This window comes from Lysobacter capsici (assembly GCF_014779555.2).
GTDB lineage: Bacteria > Pseudomonadota > Gammaproteobacteria > Xanthomonadales > Xanthomonadaceae > Lysobacter > Lysobacter capsici.
This window is the reverse complement of sequence record NZ_CP094357.1, coordinates 2,734,884-2,754,535: the sequence shown is the minus strand read 5'-3', so window position 1 is coordinate 2,754,535 and position 19,652 is coordinate 2,734,884. Positions and strand designations below refer to the sequence as shown.

General features: G+C 67.8%; 7 protein-coding genes. 4 read left to right on the top strand and 3 right to left on the bottom strand.

Annotated features, from left to right (window positions below; all coding sequences use genetic code 11):
• The first annotated feature begins 41 nt into the window (after nucleotides 1–41).
• From IEQ11_RS11625 to IEQ11_RS11610, 4 genes are all read left to right on the top strand, one after another.
• Nucleotides 42–1,166, top strand: a complete 1,125-nt coding sequence (locus IEQ11_RS11625; RefSeq protein ID WP_425494683.1) for an ABC transporter ATP-binding protein — start codon at nucleotides 42–44, stop codon at nucleotides 1,164–1,166.
• A gap of 137 nt (nucleotides 1,167–1,303) precedes the next feature.
• Nucleotides 1,304–2,161 carry an ABC transporter permease subunit gene (locus IEQ11_RS11620; protein WP_191823904.1) on the top strand — a complete coding sequence of 286 codons (858 nt, stop codon included), beginning with the start codon at nucleotides 1,304–1,306 and terminating at the stop codon, nucleotides 2,159–2,161.
• A 29-nt stretch (nucleotides 2,162–2,190) separates the two neighbouring features.
• Nucleotides 2,191–2,973, top strand: coding sequence for an ABC transporter permease subunit (locus IEQ11_RS11615; RefSeq protein WP_191823903.1), 783 nt, complete (start codon nucleotides 2,191–2,193; stop codon nucleotides 2,971–2,973).
• 954 nt (nucleotides 2,974–3,927) lie between these two features.
• Nucleotides 3,928–4,425 (top strand): hypothetical protein, encoded by a 498-nt coding sequence (locus IEQ11_RS11610; protein WP_191823914.1) that lies wholly within the window; start codon nucleotides 3,928–3,930, stop codon nucleotides 4,423–4,425.
• Nucleotides 4,426–4,571: 146 nt separating this feature from the next.
• On the opposite strand, the gene IEQ11_RS11605 is transcribed toward IEQ11_RS11610, so the two are convergent.
• The 3 genes from IEQ11_RS11605 to IEQ11_RS11595 all read right to left on the bottom strand — a co-directional run bounded on the left by IEQ11_RS11605 (nucleotide 4,572) and on the right by IEQ11_RS11595 (nucleotide 19,647).
• The gene (locus tag IEQ11_RS11605) at nucleotides 4,572–5,900 is read right to left on the bottom strand and encodes a substrate-binding domain-containing protein (RefSeq protein WP_157753953.1); all 1,329 of its coding nucleotides are present in this window, start codon (nucleotides 5,898–5,900) and stop codon (nucleotides 4,572–4,574) included.
• Nucleotides 5,901–6,922: 1,022 nt separating this feature from the next.
• Nucleotides 6,923–18,916: a filamentous hemagglutinin family protein gene (locus IEQ11_RS11600; RefSeq protein WP_191823100.1), complete on the bottom strand. Its 11,994-nt coding sequence runs from the start codon at nucleotides 18,914–18,916 to the stop codon at nucleotides 6,923–6,925.
• Complete coding sequence (locus IEQ11_RS11595; protein WP_191823101.1) at nucleotides 18,913–19,647, bottom strand: hypothetical protein; 735 nt, start codon at nucleotides 19,645–19,647, stop codon at nucleotides 18,913–18,915. Before IEQ11_RS11595 ends, IEQ11_RS11600 begins: the two co-directional genes overlap by 4 nt.
• Nucleotides 19,648–19,652 lie beyond the last annotated feature (5 nt).

Sequence of the window (19,652 nt, the reverse complement as noted above, 5' to 3'; positions counted from 1 at the left end):
TGAGCGTCCCCACGCCCCGCTCCGCCGCGACGCCCGCCGCGATCGAACCCTGGCGCGACCCGGCCGCGCAGCCGTTCGTGCGCATCGAGGGCGTGACCAAGACCTTCGGCAAGGTCTACGCCTGCGACGATATTTCCCTGGACGTTTACCGCGGCGAGTTCTTCGCCCTGCTCGGCGGTTCGGGCTCGGGCAAGAGCACGCTGCTGCGGGTGCTGGCCGGGTTCGAATCGCCCGATCGCGGGCGGGTGCTGATCGACGGCGTCGACGTGACCGACCTGCCGCCGTACCAGCGACCGGTCAATATGATGTTCCAAAGCTATGCGCTGTTCCCGCACATGAGCGTGGCTCAGAACATCGCCTTCGGGCTCAAGCATTCCAGCGGCGCGGATCGGCTCGGCGCGGGCGAGATCCGCGATCGGGTGCAGGCGATGCTGGAACTGGTGCGCATGCCGCAGCTCGGCAATCGCCGGCCCGATCAGTTGTCGGGCGGGCAGCGTCAGCGCGTGGCCTTGGCGCGCGCGCTGGCCAAGCAACCCAAGTTGCTGCTGCTCGATGAGCCGCTGGGCGCATTGGATAAAAAGCTGCGCGAGCACACCCAGTTCGAACTGGTCAGCATCCAGGAACGCGTCGGCACCACCTTCATCATGGTCACCCACGACCAGGAAGAAGCGATGACCATGTCCTCGCGCATCGCGGTCATGGACGCCGGCCGCATCGTCCAGGTCTCGACCCCGGCGGTGCTGTACGAATACCCGTCGACGCGGTTCGTCGCCGAGTTCATCGGCGGCATCAATCTGCTCGACGGCCGCGTGCTGGGTCACGACGAAAACAACCTGCGCATCCAGTGCGACGAGGTCGGCGGCGAACTGCTCGCGCGCCATCCCGATCCGCTGCCGGAAGGCACCGCGGTCGGCATCGCGGTGCGGCCGGAAAAAATCGACGTCCACGAGACCCGGCCCGAGGGCATGGACAACGTGGTGGTCGGCAAGGTCCGCGATATCGCCTACCTGGGCGATGTGTCGATCTACCACGTGCAGACGCAAGCCGGCGCGATCGTGCGGGTGCAGGAAACCCATGTCGCGCGCAGCTCGCAGCCGCATTACGATTGGGACGATACCTTGTGGCTGTCGTGGGATGCGGCCAGCGCGGTGGTGCTGACATCGTGAGCGGGCGCGAGCAGAAGCGCGACTCGGGGGCCTGGGGGTTCTGGGCGGATGTCGTTTACAACCTTTTCGGGTGGTTCCGCGCCGTAGGCGACGAGTTCCGCACCCGGCGCGGGCGCTTCGTCGTCACCGCGATCCCGATGCTGTGGCTGGCGCTGTTCTTCTGCGTGCCGTTCCTGATCGTGCTGAAGATCAGCTTCGCCCAGGCGGTGTTCGGGCAGGTGCCGCCGTATACGCCGCTATTGGAAACCAGCGCCGACGGCGCGACCTCGCTGCGCCTGCACGCGTCCAACTACGCTGCGCTGCTGGCCGATCCGCTGTACATCGCGGCCTATCTGAAGTCGCTGTTGTTCGCTTCGGTTTCGACCCTGTGCTGTCTGTTGCTGGGTTATCCGATCGCCTACGGCATCGCGCGCGCGCCGCGCAGCCTGCGTCTGTTGTTGCTGGTGCTGGTGATCCTGCCGTTCTGGACCAGTTCGCTGCTGCGCACCTACGCGCTGATCGGCCTGCTGCGCGCCAACGGTGTGATCAGTCAGGCGCTGGCCGCGGTCGGCATCATCGAGCCGGGCCAGGCGGTACTGCATACGGACTTGGCGGTGTACATCGGCATCGCCTACAACTACATGCCCTTCATGATCCTGCCGCTCGCGGCGACCCTGATCCGCCTGGATTTCACCTTGCTCGAAGCCGCCGCCGACCTCGGCGCGAAACCCTGGCAGGCGTTCGTGCGGGTGACCTTGCCGCTGTCGTTTCCGGGCATTCTCGCCGGCACCTTGCTGGTGTTCATCCCGGCGGTCGGCGAATTCGTGATTCCCGATGTGCTCGGCGGCCCCGACGCGCTGACCATCGGCCGAGTGCTGTGGACCGAGTTCTTCACCAACCGCGACTGGCCGCTGACCGCGGCGATCGCGGTTGCGATGCTGCTGTTGATCGTGCTGCCGACCTTGTTGTTCGAGTACGTCGAGAACCGGCGCGTCGCGCGCGAGGCGCAGTCGTGAGCCGGCGGCCGTTCGCGCTGTACACGCTGATGGTGCTGGGCTACGCGTTCTTGTACCTGCCGATCGTGTCGGTGATCGTGTACTCGTTCAGCGGCTCGGACCGCGCCACCACCTGGGGCGGGTTCTCGCTGCAGTGGTACGGCGCGCTGCTGCGCAACGAGCAGATTCTCGAAGCCGCGCAGCGCAGCCTCACGATCGCCGCGATCTCGGCCACCGCCGCGGTCGCGCTGGGCACCGCGAGCGGTCTGGCCTTGTCGCGGTTCGGCCGGTTTCCCGGGCGCGGATTGCTGAGCCTGATGAATTCGGCGCCGATGGTGATGCCGGACGTGATGCTCGGCCTGTCTTCGCTGCTGCTGTTCGTCGGCCTGCAGCAGATCTTCGGCTGGCCCGAGCGCGGCATGACCACGATCACCCTCGCCCACATCACCTTGACCGCGTGCTACGTCACCGTGGTGGTGCGTTCGCGCATGACCTCGATGGACGCCAGCCTGGAAGAGGCGGCGATGGACCTGGGCGCGAAGCCGTGGCGGGTGTTCTTCGTGATCACCCTGCCGTTGATCGCGCCGGCCTTGCTGGCCGGTTGGCTGCTCGCCTTCACCTTGTCGCTGGACGACCTGGTGATCGCCAGCTTCACCTCCGGCCCGGGTTCGACCACCCTGCCGATGCTGGTGTATTCGAAGGTCAAGATCGGCGTGACCCCGGAGATCAACGCGCTGACCACGATCATCGTGGTGCTGGTGGCGATCGGCGTCAGCCTGGCCGGCGTGCTGATGCATCGGCGCGAGCGGAGTTTGGCGCGGTTGCGCGATTGAACGGCTAGCCTCGGGCTGGCCCTGTAGGAGCGGCGTAAGCCGCGACCGCGACACCGCAACTGCGACGAAACCTTCGACGTCACCGAAATCCCGCGGTCGCGGCTTGCGCCGCTCCTACAGGTGGATTGCGCGGCTTCGTGCTTGCCCTGTAGGAGCGACGCGAGCCGCGACCGCGACACCGCAACTGCGACGAAACCTTCGACGTTACCGAAATCCCGCGGTCGCGGCTCACGCCGCTCCTACAGGGGATTGCGCGGCTTCGTGCTCGCACTGTAGGACCGGCGTGAGCCGCGACTGCGACGCCGCAACTACGACGAAACCTTCGACGTCACCGAAATCCCGCGGTCGCGGCTTGCGCCGCTCCTACAGGGAGATTACGTGGGTTCGTGCTCGCCCTGTAGGAGCGGCGCGAGCCGCGACCGCGACGCCGCAACTGCGACGAAACCTTCGACGTTGCCGAAATCCCGCGGTCGCGGCTTGCGCCGCTCCTACAGGGAGATTGCGTGGGTTCGTGCTCGCCTTGTAGGAGCGGCGTGAGCCGCGACCGCGGCGCCGTAGCTGCGACGAAACCCGCGACGTAGCCGAAATCCCGCGGTCGCGGCTCACGCCGCTCCTACAGGGGTATGGCGCGGTTTCGTGGCGAGGGGGCTTAACGATCCGGGCCGCCCTACCCCGAAACCCGCAAATAAATCCTTGCGCCGGCACCGGGTTCACGCGCATGCAACAGCATCGACACGTGAAGCTGTTCTCCTATCGCTGGGGAAAGGAACGCCCGCGACACTTTCAGCATTGCTGGCTGCCGTCCGGCACGACGCGCGCCTTGGCCGTCCATCTGCATTCGATCTCCAGCCGCCGCATTCGCGCCCGGCTGTACACGGCGTCTCCCCGCCCCGCGGATGTCGCACATCCGTGCCGGATTCATCCCACCTTTCACGCTTTCATGGAGAGACTCAAATGGATTACCTCAACCGCGCGATCGGCGCGAAACTGCTGTTGACCGCCGCGATGCTCGCGGCGAGCGTGTTCGCCGCGCCGCAGGCCCGCGCCGAAGCCAGCTGCAACACGGTCAGCTTCTTCCCCGGCGTCGTGCAGGTGTACGGCAGCGTCAACGCCAATGCCGGCGTGTCGGAATCGAAGTTCTGCACCACCTCGTTCGCCTGCCCCAAGAGCTCGCGCAAGGTCGAAGTGTTCGGCGCCGGCCTAGCGTCCTCGCCCGAGTCGGTGGTCGCGGTCGACAACAGCGCGCTGCTGAGCACCGGCGACGAGATTTCGGCCAACTGCCAGACCGCGACCGTGAGCAGCGGCCGCAAGGGCACCGTCAGCACCTGCAACGCCAGCGCGCAGAGCACGCCGACCCAGGGCAGCAGCGATACCTCGCAGTGCTCGCTGTTCATCGACACCCCGGCCGGCACCCGCGCGGGCGCCAGCGCGACCTGCTTCTGCGGTACCTGATGCGCTGATCGCTTCAACGCAACACCGAAGCACGCGGCAAGCCAACGTCCGAACAAAGAAAAAGCTCCCCGATGCGACCGGGGAGCTTTTTTTATTGCCTGACCGCCCATGCGCGGCGGCGGATCCTTCCGCCGCCGCGCCCGCGATCAGTTGATGCAGCTGTTGACCGAGGAAACGACCGAGCTGCGGAACAGCGCGTTGCCGTCGACGTAGGCATAACCGGTCGGCAGGGCCGGACGGTTGGTGGTGTCGTAGAACAGCTTGAACAGGTTCTTGATCGGGGTGACGTTGGCGGCCGGGTTGCCCGCGTAGTAACCGGCGACGTAGGTGATCGCGACGATCGGGTAGGCGCTGGAGATCGGCGCGGCCGGGCTGACCAGACGCAGGCAGTTCTTGGCGGCGGCCGGAGCCGAGCCCGGAACGGCGGCGGTGGTGGCGCCGTTGAGCACCTGACCCGACAGCAGGTTGGCCGGGGTGATGCTGATCGAGGCCGGCAGCGCGGCCGGGTCGAAGCCGTTGACGCTGGCGTACATCACGCCCTGCGACAGCACTTCGGCGATGTCGGCGTAGCCGAGCGCGTCGGTGGTGGTCTTGACCTTCGACACCACGCCGCTGTTGCCGCTCTGCGGCGAGACGGCGGCATAGGCCGGCAGGCTGCCGGCCTGGGTGACGGCGGCGGCGAAGCTCTGGTCGGGCTTGAAGTAACCGGCGGCGACGCCGAACTTGCCGTTGCACTGAGCGGCCAGGTAGCTGGTGAACGCGAACGAGGTGCCGCTGCCTTCGCTGCGGTAGACGATCGTGATCGGGTGCGGCGAACCGCTCAGGGTCAGGCCCAGGCGCGAGTCGGCCCAATCGGTGATCTGCGCCGAATAGATCTGGCAGACCTGCTGGGTGGTCAGCGCGACCGAGGTCAGACCGGTGGCGGCGTTGTCCTTGAACGGCAGGGCGATGGCGCCGGCGATGGTCGGGATCTGCACGATCGCGGTGCGGGTCGAGGCCATGTTGGTGTTGAAGGTGTTGTAGTCCGCGGTGCTGATCGGCGAGTCGGTGCCGATGAAGTCCGGGGTGGTGCTCAGCGCGGTGAAGCCGGTGGCCGCGGCGCTGGAGGCGTCGCCGCAGTTGCCGTTGGCGAACACGGTGTCGTTGTTCAACACCTTCTTGCCGGTGCCGCTGCCGGTCTGGCAGTAGGAGACCGCGTCGCTGGGAAACAGCGTGCGGTACTTGGCGAACACCGGAACTTTGCTGCCGGTCGAGTTGCCCAGACCGGCAACGCTGAAGCCGACGGCCGGCGCGGTGATCGCGGCGTCGCGCGACAGGCGCGCCTTCGGGCTCAGCGAGTTGTACAGGTCGCCGACATACGCCGGCGCCGGGAAGGTGGCGCCACCGGCATACAGGTCGGCCGCGGTCGCCGAACCGGCGGCGGCCATGAGAACGCTGACAGCCAGCAGGCTGATATGAAGCTTGTTGCGATGCACGAGACTTCTCCTTGTTGGGTTTACGGGCATGGGCCCGCGAATCAATCCAATCGATGCGGTGCGTCGATCACGAGCTGTTTGACGCAGGCACACGATGCGCGCGGCGTGTGCCATGGCGACGACCGCGCAAGTAAGAATTTGTGACATCGCCAAAAGGCATGCGCGACGCGGAGTTAGCCGCGCGAATTCGTTTCGGATTCGCAAGTGCTAAGCATTTGTGTCGATGCGAATGTCGTTGCTTGCCCAGATGACAAGCGCGATGCGCAACGCATCACATTGCGATCGCGCGTATCGCTGCGTTGGATGCGACTGTCATGTCTTGATTCGTTGAGATGACGGCGTGCGCGATTGCATTCGATGTCATCGGCATTGGGCAGCAGTGTTTGCGTCTTGGTTTTTGGTTTTATTCAGGGGCGCGATGATGCGCGGATGCAACGTTGAGCGAGCTTTTTTTATCAATTGGCGCCGGCGCAATCGATGCGTGCATTGCGGCCAGACCGATACGGACGTCGCAATGCATCCCTGTAGGAGCGGCGTAAGCCGCGACCGCGACAACGCAACTATGGCGTTATTTTCGTCATATGCGCGATTTCGCGGTCGCGGCTTACGCCGCTCCTACACGGACACTTCGAAGCTTTCTTTATGTTTCGCGACGGCGTGCGTTTCCATCCCGCATCACGTTTGCAATGAGAATTTCGTAGCAGTTGTAGTGCCACAACTTCGTTATCGCCGTCATGGCTAACGTCGCTTATCGATGAATATAAAATCTTCGCGAAGACCGCGCATGCAATCCCCCTGTAGGAGCGGCGCGAGCCGCGACCGCGGCAACGCAACTGCGGCGATATCTCCGGTGCAGATGTGATCCCGCGGTCGCGGCTCGCGCCGCTCCTACAGGCAGGCATCGCGGCTTTCGCGTTGTTTGTCGTTCGCGTAAATAAAAGGGGCGGCCCTATGGCCGCCCCTTTCGATCATTCGACCGCTTCACCGCAAGCGAGCCGCCCGCGGCCGCGTAACCCGGATAGCTACGGCGAATTCGCGCAGCGCGGATCGTCCGCCCCGCAGGTGCCGAAGCCGATCACCTGCACCGAAATCAACGCCGGGATGTCGCGGGTCGCCAGCGCCGGTCGCTGACCCGCCATGTCCTGGGCGACCGCGTTGACGCCGGAGCTCGCCGACGACGCGGCCGACAAGGCGCCGGTGTCGACGCCGCGCGCGACCGGGATGCCGATCGAATCGCCGTCGACCTGGATGTTGTCGGCATTGGCCACGGTCTGCGCGGCGACGATCAGGTTGCCGCTGATGCGGATGCCGGCGTCGCCCGCGTCGATGGTGCCGCGCGGCGCGACCAGCACCGCGTCGCCGGCCTTGGCGCCGGGCACGGTCTGCAAGGTCGCGATGCCGGCGCCGCTGACCAGGCCCTTGGCGTCGATCCGGCAGTTGTGGTCGATGTCGCACACGTAACGCACCGGGGGTTTGTCCGAGGAAGTCTTGGCGCCCTTGCCGGCGTTGATGTCGCCGTTGGAACTCCAGATCAGCAGGTCGCCGCCGCGTTGGGTGAAGATGCGGCTCTGCGCGAGCAACACGCTGCGATCGGCGAACAGGCCGATATCGCCGATGTCCAGGGTCAGGATCCCCTGCTGGTTCGGACCGATCACCACCGCGCCCTGGTTGTTCACCACCATCGGCGGCGCGGCCACGCTGCCGATCTGGATGTCGCCGCCCGGGCCGAGGATGCGGATGTCGCCGCCCTGCTGGGTCTGCAAGGTCGAACCGCGCATGTCGAGCTGGCCGGTCGAGACCGGTTTCTCGGCGCCGTTCTGCCCGCCTTCGAGCTGGTTGGCGGTGTAGCCCAACGCCGCCGGGAACAAGGTGTTGATCGCGCGATAACCGGCGGCGTACTTGCCGAACTCGGCGCTGGCCGGGTCCTTGTTGTCGCGGCCGGCGCGCTTGAGCACGTCGAGGAAGACCTTGTCGACCAGGCGCTGCTGCACCGCCTCGGGTTGCTGCGCGAACGCCTGCCAGGCCTGATCGGCGTTGAGCGCGGGCGCGTCGCCGGCCGCGCCGTTGCGGGCTAGTTCGTCTTGGCGAAGTTGCTGCATGTAAGCGATCAACAACGCCGAGTACGACGCAGCATCGGCGCTGGACGGATCGAGATAACGCTGCGCGAACGCGCGCGTTTTCACGCCCGGCGCGACGCCGAAGCGCACCACCAGGTCCGCCCCCTGGAACGGCAAGCCGGCGTTGTCGCGGTTGCCGATGCTGCGGATGCCGCCGCCGTCGGGCTTGAGCTGGTTGTTGGCGTAGGCCTCGTTGGCCGAAGTCAACGGCCCCAGGTCGCGACCGGTCTGCACTTCGAAGGTACCCGGCCCGCCGATCTGCAACCACGACTGCGAGGTCTTGAACGCGCCATTGCCGCGCGCCAGCGGCCGGTAATACAGATCGCGGCCGGCGAGGATGCGGGTGGCGTCGGACGCGCGGTAGTTCTGGCCGCGGAAATCCAGGTCGACGATATCGCGGCCGGCGCGCACCGTGGCCGGCTTGGGCAGATCGATGCGCAGCGTGTTGAGGCTGGAGCGTTCGCTCTGGATACCACCGAGGATGTCGCCGAGCGCGTAGATCCTCACCAACTCGGCGTCGCCCTGATGCAGGTTGGCGCGTTGGTTGCGATCGGGTTCGAAACGATCGATCAAGGCGTAATCGAACGCGGTCTCGCCCGGCAGGCTGGCCAATTGCCGGAACGGCGACGGCATCCAGTCCGGATCGATATCGAGCATGCGCAAGGTGTCGACCAGCGGGAACTGATCCGATAGCAGATGCAGGTCGCCGCCGGCCAGCAAGCTGAGCTGGCTGTTCGCCGACGGGAACAGCTGGCCGCCGTTGTGCAGGCTCAGGTTACCCGCGGCCGCGCTCAGCGACAGCCGTGACGGCAGCACCTGGGCGAAGATCGGGTTGTCGTGGATCTCGTACGGCGCCTGCGCGCGCGAGGTGCTGCGGTTACCGTAAGCGAACAGCACATCGCCGAGGCTGAGCGTATCGAACGACAGATCGCCGGCCACCGAGGTCACGCTGAGCTGGGTGTCGCTGCCATAGGACTGCGAATCGGCGATGTTCTCGGGCAGGCGCGCATACGACGGATTGAGCACCCGGCCGATTTCCACGTCCTGCGCGCCGGTGACCCGCCAATTCGCGTCCTGCATCGCCAGAATCGGCGCGACCGCGCTGCGCATGCGGCTGGCAACGGCGGAGATGTTGTCGATGAACACCAGCGCGTCCAGATCGAAGGCCGAACCGATGCGGCCGCCGGCGTAGATTTCGCCCTCGCCCTTGGCGACGAAGAAATCGCCGCCGAGCAGATCGCGGCCGGCGTCGACGCGGATGTCGCCGCCGCCGAACACACGCAGCGCGTTGCCGTCCTTGATCCACGTGGTCGGCGCCGAAGCCGACACTTCGCGAATGTCGCGGCCGGCGCTGATGTCGATGTCGCCGCCGACGCTGAGCAAGCCCTGGGCGAAGCCGCCGAAGTTGATCGAGGTCGACAGCAGCGTGCGCTGATCGTCGGCGAGCACGTTGCCGGTCTGCATCCACGGCCACCAGTACTGGCCCAGATAACTGCCGGCGTTGCCGCTGCGGCTGCCGGCCGCGTCGTCGTAGATCTGCCGGTTGCCGACGATGTCGCGGCCCGCGCGCAGGCCGATATCGCCGGCCGCTTCGGGATTGACCGGGCCGGTGACGATCACGTCGAGCGCGGTGTTGGAGGCGGACTGGTTGGAGTCCACGGTCGGCCGCGAACGATCGGCGCTGGTGCCCTCGCCCGGTCGGCCAGCGGTGTAGACGCTGGCCGGCGCGTCGCGATCGGCGAAACGGATGTCGCGCGACGCGGCCAGATCGATCGCGCCGGTGCCGGTGCGGACCATGTTCGGCATCAGCAGTTCGCGCTTGCCGTTCTGCAGCAAGGTGGTGTGGCCGTCGAACTTCAGGTCGGCGTTCTGGTCGCCGCGCACTACGCCGGGCGCGACGCTGGAGAAATCCGCGCCGGCGATGAAGCGGTAGCTGCTGCTGTCGCCGCCGGCGAGGATCTTGTCGGCGAACGGCATCGGCTTGAGCGCCGAGGCCTGCAGGCTCGGGGTGCGGTCGGCCGCGGCCGGCACCGGTCCGAGCACCGGCAACACCGGGCGTTCGTTGACGGTCGGAATGATGCCCGGGTCGAACACCTGCTGGGTCAGACGCAACAGGTAATCGCGATAACCGCTGACGTAATCGCCGTAACCCGACGGCGAAGTCGGCGGCGCCGGGCCCAGGATCGGCGGATCGGGATCGACCGGGCCGCTGAGCAGGAACTGTTCGATCGCCTTGAGAAAGCTGGTGCCCGGGCCGAACACGTCGTCGAGTTCCGGCACCGGATCGGTCAGCATTTTCAGCAGTTCGTCGTATTGGCCGTAGTACTGGCCGATTTCTTCGGAATCGCCGTCGTACTGCACCGGTTCGGGCAGGTAGTCGTAGGCGATCGGATCGATCACGCTGAGCGCGTCGGTGTAACGCTGATGCGAGACCGGATACGAACCGACCGCGCCGCCGCCGCTAGCGTTGTAGTTGTAGAAGCCGTCGGAAATAGTCGCGGCGACTTCGACATCGCCGTCCGCGCGCAAGGTCAGCACCGGCGCGGCGCCGTTGTAGCGGAAGTCGAGGTTGCCCAGTTCGCCGGAGTTGAGGTTCCAGTTTGTCAATACCCGGATCGCGCCGCCGTTGATGGCCGGATCGGGATTGCGCAGTTCCACGCCCGGCCGCGCGCGGAAGTTGGCGACGCCGGCGAAACGATCGCCGAAGGCGAAGCCCGGATTGCGCACGAAGCCCATCAAGGTGCCGGACTGATGCGCCTCGGTGTCGCCATCGACGTAACCGTAGAAGGTCTGATGCGCGCGGTTGGCCTGATCGGGCGCGAAGAAGTGGCGGTTGAGGTACTGCTTGAGTTGTTCGGGCGTGGTCGGCGGCGCCAGCACGGCGCCGCTGGCGTCGGTCCAGGTGCCCGGCAGCAGTTGCCCCTGCGCGTCGTACCAGCCGGCCGGATCGACGATGCCGTCGAAATGCTTGCCGGCGGTGCTGTCGTCGTGGGCGTCGGTGGTGCTCCAGACCGCATACGCTTCCAGCCCGACTTCGCGCGCGCCGACGATGCCCTGCCCGTCTTCGATCACCACGTTGACATCGCCGCCCTGCAGCAGCGGCGCGCGCAGATCGACGCGGCCGCCGGACAGACCGCCGGCGCTGCCGCCGCGCACATCGATCAGCGCGTCGCGGCCGATCCGGATGATGCCGGCGTCTTCGCCGCGCACGTTCTGATAACCGTAATCGGCGTTGAGCGTGCCGTCGCTGACGCCGCCGGTGCCGATCTTGACCTCGCCGCCGCGCTTGTTGGCGGCGCTGCCGTTGGCCAGCAAGCGGCCGTCGATTTCGACGCCGTGGCGGCCCCACAGTTCGATCTTGCCGCCGGACGTGCCCGAGGCATCCAGCGTGCCGGCGATGCGGACGTTTCCGTTGTCCGCATCGCGCGTCGTCGCATCCGCGCCGCCGTCGGCGGTCAGGCTGATCTCGCGCGCCTTCAGCGTATGCCCGGCCGACAGCGCCAGATCGCCGCTGCGGGTGCGCACCGCGACGCGCTGATTGATGCCGCCGTCGTTCAAGCGCTGCGACAGGCCGTCCAGGTCGAGCGCGGCGCCCACATCGATGTCGATGCGGCCGCCGCGGCCCTTCGGCGCGGAACCTTTGAGCGCGCCGAGCAGTTCGGCCTCGCGTTCGGGCGCGACGATGCGCAGTTCGCCGGCATCGCCGCCGCCGGCGTCGGCCGATACGTCGAGGCTGGCGTTGCTCGCCAAATGGATCGCGCCATGATCGGCCTGCAGTTCGATGCGGCCGCCTGGCGAGTACACGGTCTGGTCGAAGATCGCCTTCGGCACCGCCGAGGTGTCGATCGCCGTGCCGTCGTCCAGGCGCAGATCGCCCGTGCGCGCATGCAGGCCGACCTTGCCGGAATTCGCGCGGATCAAGGCATTGCCGCTGATGCTGGCGCCGTCGAGCCCGATCGCGCCGCCCTGCGGACGCGCGCTGCCGGCATCGCCGGCGCTGCGCGCGAGCGCGATCGCGCCGGTCGTTCGCAGGGTGTTGTCGGCGCCCGCATCGGCCTGGATCAGCGGCGAGCGCAGGCCCAACGAGGCCGCGCCGAAATCGAAGCTGCCGCGTTGCTGGACCGCGATCGAACGGTTCGCATCGACGCTGACCGCGCCGAAGCCGAGCAAGCGTTTGTCGCCGCCGCCGAACACCACCTCGCCGCCGCGCAGTTGCAACACGCCGCTGCCGGATGCGTCGGCATTGGCGGTGCTGGCCGCGCCCAGATCATTGCTCAGGCTCAGGCGGTCCGCGCGCAGGGTCACCGTGCCGCCGTCGCCGACGAAGCGGCCGGCGCTGAGACTGAGCTGACGATCGGTATCGACCGAGATGTCGCCGAAGAACGCCATGTCGCCGTAGCTGCGCAGGCTCACCCGCTCGGCCGCGGCGAATTGGTTCAAGGTGTTGCGGCCGATCACGAAACCGTCGTAGTCGCCGTCGTTCTGGGTGAAGGCGATGCGGCCGCTGTTGGCCTGGATGTCGCGGCCGCCGAGCGAGGCGCTGGCGTCGACCACGGCCTGGCCGGTGCTGTCGAGGGTCAGCGACGCGCCGCCGTCGAGCTTCGCGCGTTCGCCGACCCGCAGCAGGCCGCGCGACTGTTCGAACGCCGGCACGTTGCGGCGTTGCACGTCGACCGCGCCGGCGTTGGACACGCGCAGCAATGCGCCGTCGCCGCTGACCGCGGCGGTGTTGCTGGCGCTGTCGGCGACCGCGCCGATCAGCAGCGGGCGATCGCTGGCGCCGGCCAGCTGGCCGCGCGCCTGGATCACGCTGCCGTCTTCGATCTGCACGCCCTGCGTACCGTCGCTGGCGCGCGCGACCAGCACGATCTCGGCGCCTTGCAGCGGCGCGGAGGCATCGTTGGACACGATCAGATCACGGGTGCGCGCGTCGAGGCGCGTGCCCTCGCCGGTCTGGCTGCGCACGCCGCCGATCAACAGGCTGCCGGCGCCGAGCGCGCTGAGTTGATTGGCGTCGAGCTGCACATAACCGTCGCGTGCGGCCTGCGCATCGCCACGAATCTGGATCGCGTCGGCGACGATGTCGACCTGCGCCGCCGCGCCGCCAGCCGCCGCGGCCACGTCGAGGCGCGCGCCGAGTTCCAGCGCGCGCTGCGCACTGAGCACCAGCTGGCCGCCATCGCGCGGCAGGTTCGGCGCGATCGACCCGGCCTTGGCCGCGCGCGCGGCGAAGAACGTGTTCGCGCTGCTGAGCTGGTACTGCGAATAGCGGCCCCAGACCTCGCGCGACTGCACTTCGAAACGGTTGCTGCGCGCATCGCGCGCGCCGCTGAGCGAATCGACGTAATAACCGGCGACCACCTGGGTGCCGTCGGGCGCGGTCAGGTTGCGGCTGCTCAAACTGTCCTGACCGCCGCTGCGCTGAACCACGCGGAACGCGCCGGGCAAGGTCGCGTAACGGCCCGGCAGCAAGGTGTAGACGCCGTCGGCGAGACCCTGCACGCCGCTGAGATAAACCGACTTGCCGACTTCGCCGCCGACCTGGCCCTGGCTCAGCAGCGGATCGCTCGCCGCCAGCGGCGACTGCACGCCGGGCACGACCGCATACACGCCGCGCTGATCGGGATACAGATAGGTCGCGCTGCCGCTGCCGCCGTCGGCGTAACTGGTGCCGACCGCCGACAGCACATCGCGGCTGCCGCCGGTGCCGGCGATCCATTCGAACGCCTGCAGATCGCCGCCGCCGGACAGATCAACGCGCGCGCCCTCGTCCAGGGCCAGATCGGCGCCGTCGATGCGCACCTGCCGCGCCGACGGCGCGTTGAGGTTGACTTCGATATCGCTGGCGTTCCATTGCAGGCCGTCGACGGTCTTGCCATAAGGCAGCACGCGGCCGTCGAGCGACACCGAGGTGAGACTGCCGGCGCCGAGTTTCACGCTCTGGGTCGGCGTCAACGCGAGACCGCCGAACAAGGCGAGCGTGTCCGGATCGGTGGCCGCGCCTGCGCCGAGCACGATGCGTCCGCCCGGTGCGCGCACCACGCCGGCCTGTTCGATATGGCTGGCGTCGAACAACAGCCGTCCGCCGGCCGACAGCGGCAGCGCCGCGGCATTACCGTTGCCTACGATGCGAATCGTGGTTTCGTCGCGCGGCGCAGTGGCGCCGGCGCCGTTGCGCGCGCCAAGCGCGCGCACGATGAAGGTCTCGCCGCTGGCCGGATATACCTGCGCGGCGGACAAGGTCAGATCGCCCGAGGTCAGCAGTTCGCCGGGAACTTGGCGGGTTTCGCCGGCCACCGCGACGCTCTGGTATTCGGTCGGCGTGTGCAGGCGCAGATCGCCGCGGCTGGCGAATCGCGCTTCGCCGAAGTTCTGCAAGGTCACGCGGCCGCCGATATCGATGAAACCGGCCTCGACCGACAGGCGCGCATCGCCCGGATGGCCCGGTTCGGCCAGCGCGCGACTGCGCTCGCTGCCGGGCAACAGGCCTTGCAGCGACACGTACGCCGCCGACAACTTCGCTTCGCCGCTGGCGTCGCCGGCGACGAACGCGCGTGCGTTCATCATCAAGGCGCGCGACAACGACAGGTCGACCGCGCCGTCGAACACCACCGGGGCCACCAACGGGCCTTGCGGCAAGCCGTCCTCGCCGATGCCGACCCGCAAGGTGTCGACGCCGGAACCATCGAGACGATCGGCGGCGAAATACATCTTGCCCGACGGCGTGGCCGCGCCCGGTTCGATCGCTTCGCCGGGCTTGGCCGCCGTGTTCAAGCGGCTGCCGTCCTGATGGAACACGATCGCGCTGGTCGCCAGCGGCGCGCGGCCGCCGCTGTTGTCGAGCGGACGCGTGCTCTGCGCGGCCAGCAACTGCACGCTGCCGCCGCGCGCCTGCGCATCGCCGCCGGCGGCATGGATATCGCCATCGAAATACAGACCCGCCGCGGACGACAGCACCAGATCGCCGCCATCGCTCCATACCGTACGTGGCGCCAACGGCGCATCACCGAGTCCATTGCTATTGGCCGGCAGATCGAACACCGCGCGCGCGCCGGACAAATCCAGTTGCGCGCCCTGCTCGACCACCACGTAACCGCTGTCGCTGCTCAATGTGATGCGACCGCCGTCGAGCAGCCTGCCGTCGCGCGGCACCGCGCCTCCCTGCGGCAACGGCGTCTTGAACGGATCGAGCAAGGCCACGCCGGACACGTCCAGCACCGCGTTCTGGCCGACCCACACCGACTTGGAGCCGCGCCAGTAATCGATCGGCGCCGGGCTGTGCGACGGCGACAAGCCCTGCACCGAGGTGTCGCCGGACAAGGCGATGCTGCCGCCGTGCGCGGTTACGCCGCCCAGCACAGTGAGCTGGCCGCGCGAGCCCAGGCGCGCATCGCCGCCGGCGTCGAGCTGCAGCTGCGCGCCTTCGTCGAGCAGCAAGGTGTCGCGCAGCTGTCCCAGTTGCGGGTGGTTGGGCAAAGTGCGGCCGGTCGCGGCGCCGGCTTCCAGGGCGAAATCCGCGGCGGGGCGATGGTAGGTGTCGATCAGGCCGAAGGCGCCGTTGGCGCCGCGGCCGTCGAGGTTGAGGCCCGCATACAGATCGCCGCCGGTCGGCAACAAGCGCAGCGCTTCGCGGTCAGGCACGAAGTTGCGTTGCGAGACCCGCACGGTGGTGTCCGCGGCGATGGTCGCATCGTGCTGGGCGATCAGGTCGTAGCTGCCGAAATCGCCTTGTTCGAAGAAGCCTGCGTCGAGCTGCAGGGTGCGCGCATCGTCGGCCGCCGCGCCGCCGATCTGGACATCGCGCGCCTGCAGGCTCAAACGCCCGCCTCCGGCGAGGCCACCGGCACGCACGGTCGCGTCCTGGAAGCGCAACTGCCCCGCTTCGCCGTCGGCGGCATGGAACGACGCCGGCAGATTGCCGTTGAGCGAATTCTCGTCGCCCGCGGCCGGCTGGTAAGTCAGCAGCGCGATGTCGCCGCCGCGGCCGAGCGGCACGCCGTCCTTCTGCGCCAGGCTGCCGTCGGGCAGGATGCGGCCGCCGCCGGACACGTCGAGCTCCGCGCCGCGTTCGAGCACGATCGCGCCGCTGGCGTCGCGCAATTCGCCGCCGCTGTTCTGCAAACGCGAGGTCGTGCTCAGGCGGATGCTGCCGCCGTCGATGTTGGCGCCGCCGCTGCGTTGTTCGGCGATGCGGTCGCCGTCGTTGACCCATTGCCCGCGCGTGGACAGGCGCGCGCCCGAACCCACGGTGATGCCGCGGCGTTCGCCGGCCTTGAGCTGGTTGTCGAATTCGGCCGCGGCCGACAGCACGATATCGCCCGATTCGGCCTGCAGGCCGCCGTCGACGTTGATGCGCGAACCGCTCAGGGCGATGCGTCCGCCGGCCTGCACCTGCAACTGCGCGTCGGCGGCGACGTCGATGTGGGCGCGCGGATCGTTGAGTTCGACCGTGCCGAAGCCGGCCGCGTTGAGCAGCTGCGTCGACAAGGTGGTGACGCGCGAACCGTCGCTGGCGAAGGTCTGCGGCAACGCCGTGTTCATGCCGAACCCGGCCGGCGCGTCCTCGCTGCGCGCCGATTGCAGGCGCCAATCGGTGAACGGGCCGTTGTCGACCGACAGCTTGAACACGCCGCCGCGCGCGAGTTCGCCGCGCTCGATCTGATGACGGCCGGATTCGGCCTCGGCATGGATGTCGCCGGCGAGCAGCAGCCCGCTTTCGACGCCGTTGGCGCCGCCGCTGGCATCCTGCTTCAAGCGGATGCTCAAGCTGCCGGCATCGCCGCCTTCCAGATAATCCGACTCGTAGCGGCGTTCGCGTCCGCCCAGCGGCGAGCCGAACACTTCCTGCACGTCCCAACGCTGATGGTCCAGGGTGTAGGCGTCGGCGAAACCAAGATAATTCTGGCTGGGATCGGCATCGGCGAGACTGTAGCGGCGGCCGTCGGCGCCGAGCAGACGGCGCGATTCGACCATCCCGCCGAGGTAATGCACGTAACCGGCGCCGAGCTCCATGGTCGAGCCCGAGCGCGCGACGAACTCGCGGCCGATGACGTTGATCGAGCCGCCGTCGACCAGCATCTGGTCGATCTTGCGCGGCACCTGATCGGCGTAACCGGCGGCGTTGAGCAAGGGGCTGCCGACCCAGGCGCGGCCGTCGTCGGTGACGCCGTGTTCGCGAATGTCGAGCTGCACTTTCTGCCGGAACAGGCCGCCGCCGCGCAGCAGCGGCGAATCGGCGAGTTCGTTTTCGCCGATGCGTTCGATGGTGACGTAGTTGTCCGACATCGGCCGCTGCACATCGGTCAGGCCGGCGACGTTGAGGGTCGCGCCGTGTTCGAGCAGGATGCGTCCCGGCGGCGGCTTGACTCCGGCTTGACGCAGCACGTCCATGCCGACCAGATCGAGCTTGGCGCCGGGCATCAGCACCAACGAATTTTCCTGGAAGCGGATCTGCGCGCCGGCCAAGGTCGCGCTCGGCGGCTGGAACGCCTTGTCGGCGCTCGGCGCGGAGGTGGTGTTTTCGCCGTCGCGTTCGGGCAGGATCACGGTCGCCGAATCGCGGCCGAAACTCAGCGAACCGCCGATGCGGTCGGCGAGTTCGGCGGCGGTGTTGGCGTCGCTGGCGCGGGTGTGGTTGGCCGCGACGATCGAAATCTTGCCGGGCCGGCTGACGCCGGTGGTGGTGCCGACATAGCCGTCCTGGCGGATATCGTGACCGGTCAGGGTCACCTCGCCGCGCTTGCTCGCGATGATGCCGGTGTTGTCGAAGCGGCCGTAACCCAGCGCGGCCGGGTCGGTGCCGGCGACCGTGCCGATGTCGCCGTAGCGCAGGCGCAGGTCGTTGCCGCCGCTGGGCTGACCGGCGCGCGCGCCGATCACCGCGGCCATCTGCACCTGCCCGTCCTCGCCCTGCACGCTGCCGGCGTTGCTGATGTTCGGCGCGGCGATCAGCGCATAGCCGCCGGCCGCGGTCTTGATCTGCGCGCCGGCTTCGATCCTGATGTCGCCCGGCTGGCCCGGCAACGCGCCGCTGCCGCTGTAGTCGACGCGTTCGGAGGTCAGCACGAACGCGTCCTGGGTGTCCTGCCTGGCGCGCTGGATGCCTTCGTTGATGAAGATGCGGTTGCTTTTGGCGACGTCGTTGTCGAACAGGTTCAAGGACGAGGCCACCAGCGAGCGCGTATTGACCTGGCTGCCGCCGCCGAACACCACGCCGTTGCGATTGAGCAGGTACACGCTGCCCTCGGCCTTGATCCGGCCGAGGATCTGGCTGGGTCGGCCGCTGGGATCGTCGACGCGATTGAGCGCGATCCAGTCGTTGCCGCCGCTCTGGTTGCCGCCGCGCTGATCGAAATAGACCGTGGTCTGCTTGCCGACGTTGAAGCTTTCCCAGCTCAGGATGGCTTTCTTCTGGGTCTGTTCGATGGTGACCGTGGTGTCGGCGCCGTCGACGCGTTGAGTCGGAGTCTTCGCGCCGAGCCAGAGCTTGGATCCGCCCAGGCGCGGGTCGTTGGCGAGGATCGCGCCGGGTTCGATGCGCACGCCCGCGGCGATCTTCAGGCCGCCCTCGCCCAGCCCGTTGGGCACGTTGTTGCCGATCTGCGAAGCCGCCGCCGCGGCGCGCGCGGCGACCTGCGCCGCGTCGAGCGCGCTGCGCACCTGCGCGGCGCGGCCGAACGCGGCCAGCGATTTCTGCGCCGCCTGCTGCGCGCGCACCGATTGCAGCCCTTGCTGCTGCGCCGCGCGCGCCGCCTGCGCCGACGGATCCAGCCCGCGCCGCGCGAACGGATTGGGATCGGCCTGCGCCGTGCCGCCGATCAAGGCCATCGAGATCGCCGCGCTTAGCGCGAGCACGCGCAGCGGACTGGTACGGAAACCACGAACGGGCTTGCGGGTCATGACGGCTTCCTTTGCATACGGCGTGACGGCGCGGCGGAGGTTTCGCGGCGGTGGGGATCGGGTGGTGGGGTTTGTGGTGTGGCTGAAGACGGTGATGACGGTTGCAGTTGCAGTTGCAGTTGCAGTTGCGGCTGCGGCTGCGGCTGCGGCTGCGGCTGCGGCTGCTGCTGCTGCTGCTGCGAGCGCATTTCAACTTGGGCGAAAGAGCAACCCGAGTGGTCGTTACGCTTGCTCATGAGCGGCCGCCATCCCAAGCCCGGCGCGCGCAGCTTTTGCCCCCTTTGAAAAAGGGGGCGGCGGCCGCGCAGCGGACGCGGGGGATTCGCTTTTGCTTTTGCTTTTGCTTTTGCTTTTGCTTTTGTTGTTACGGACCTTTCGTCCTGCCGTTCAAAGCAAAAGCGAATCCCCCCCAGCCCCCCTTTTGCAAAGGGGGGAAAAGCAGATCGCTGGCAGGTGATGTGAGCGCAGCCATCATGTGCAGCTGACGCAGTCATCATGTGCAGCTGCGGCGGCTGTTGTACCTGCGGTAACTCGCTGTTGCCCCCTTTGAAAAAGGGGGCGGCGGCCGCGCAGCGGACGCGGGGGATTTGCTTTTGCTTTTGCTTTTGCTGTTGCTCTTGTTGTTGCGAACCTTCCGCCCCGCCGCTCAAAGCAAAAGCGAATCCCCCCCAGCCCCCCTTTTGCAAAGGGGGGAAAAGTGGATCGCTGGCGGGTGAGGTGGACGTGGTCATGACGA

Excerpts from the sequence above, each read along its gene's own strand:
- IEQ11_RS11615 (WP_191823903.1), top strand. The coding sequence starts at position 2,191 with ATGGTGCTGGGCTACGCGTTCTTGTACCTGCCGATCGTGTCGGTGATC.
- IEQ11_RS11620 (WP_191823904.1), top strand. The coding sequence starts at position 1,304 with ATGCTGTGGCTGGCGCTGTTCTTCTGCGTGCCGTTCCTGATCGTGCTG.
- IEQ11_RS11610 (WP_191823914.1), top strand. The coding sequence starts at position 3,928 with ATGGATTACCTCAACCGCGCGATCGGCGCGAAACTGCTGTTGACCGCC.
- IEQ11_RS11595 (WP_191823101.1), bottom strand. The coding sequence starts at position 19,647 with ATGACCACGTCCACCTCACCCGCCAGCGATCCACTTTTCCCCCCTTTG.
- IEQ11_RS11600 (WP_191823100.1), bottom strand. The coding sequence starts at position 18,916 with ATGACCCGCAAGCCCGTTCGTGGTTTCCGTACCAGTCCGCTGCGCGTG.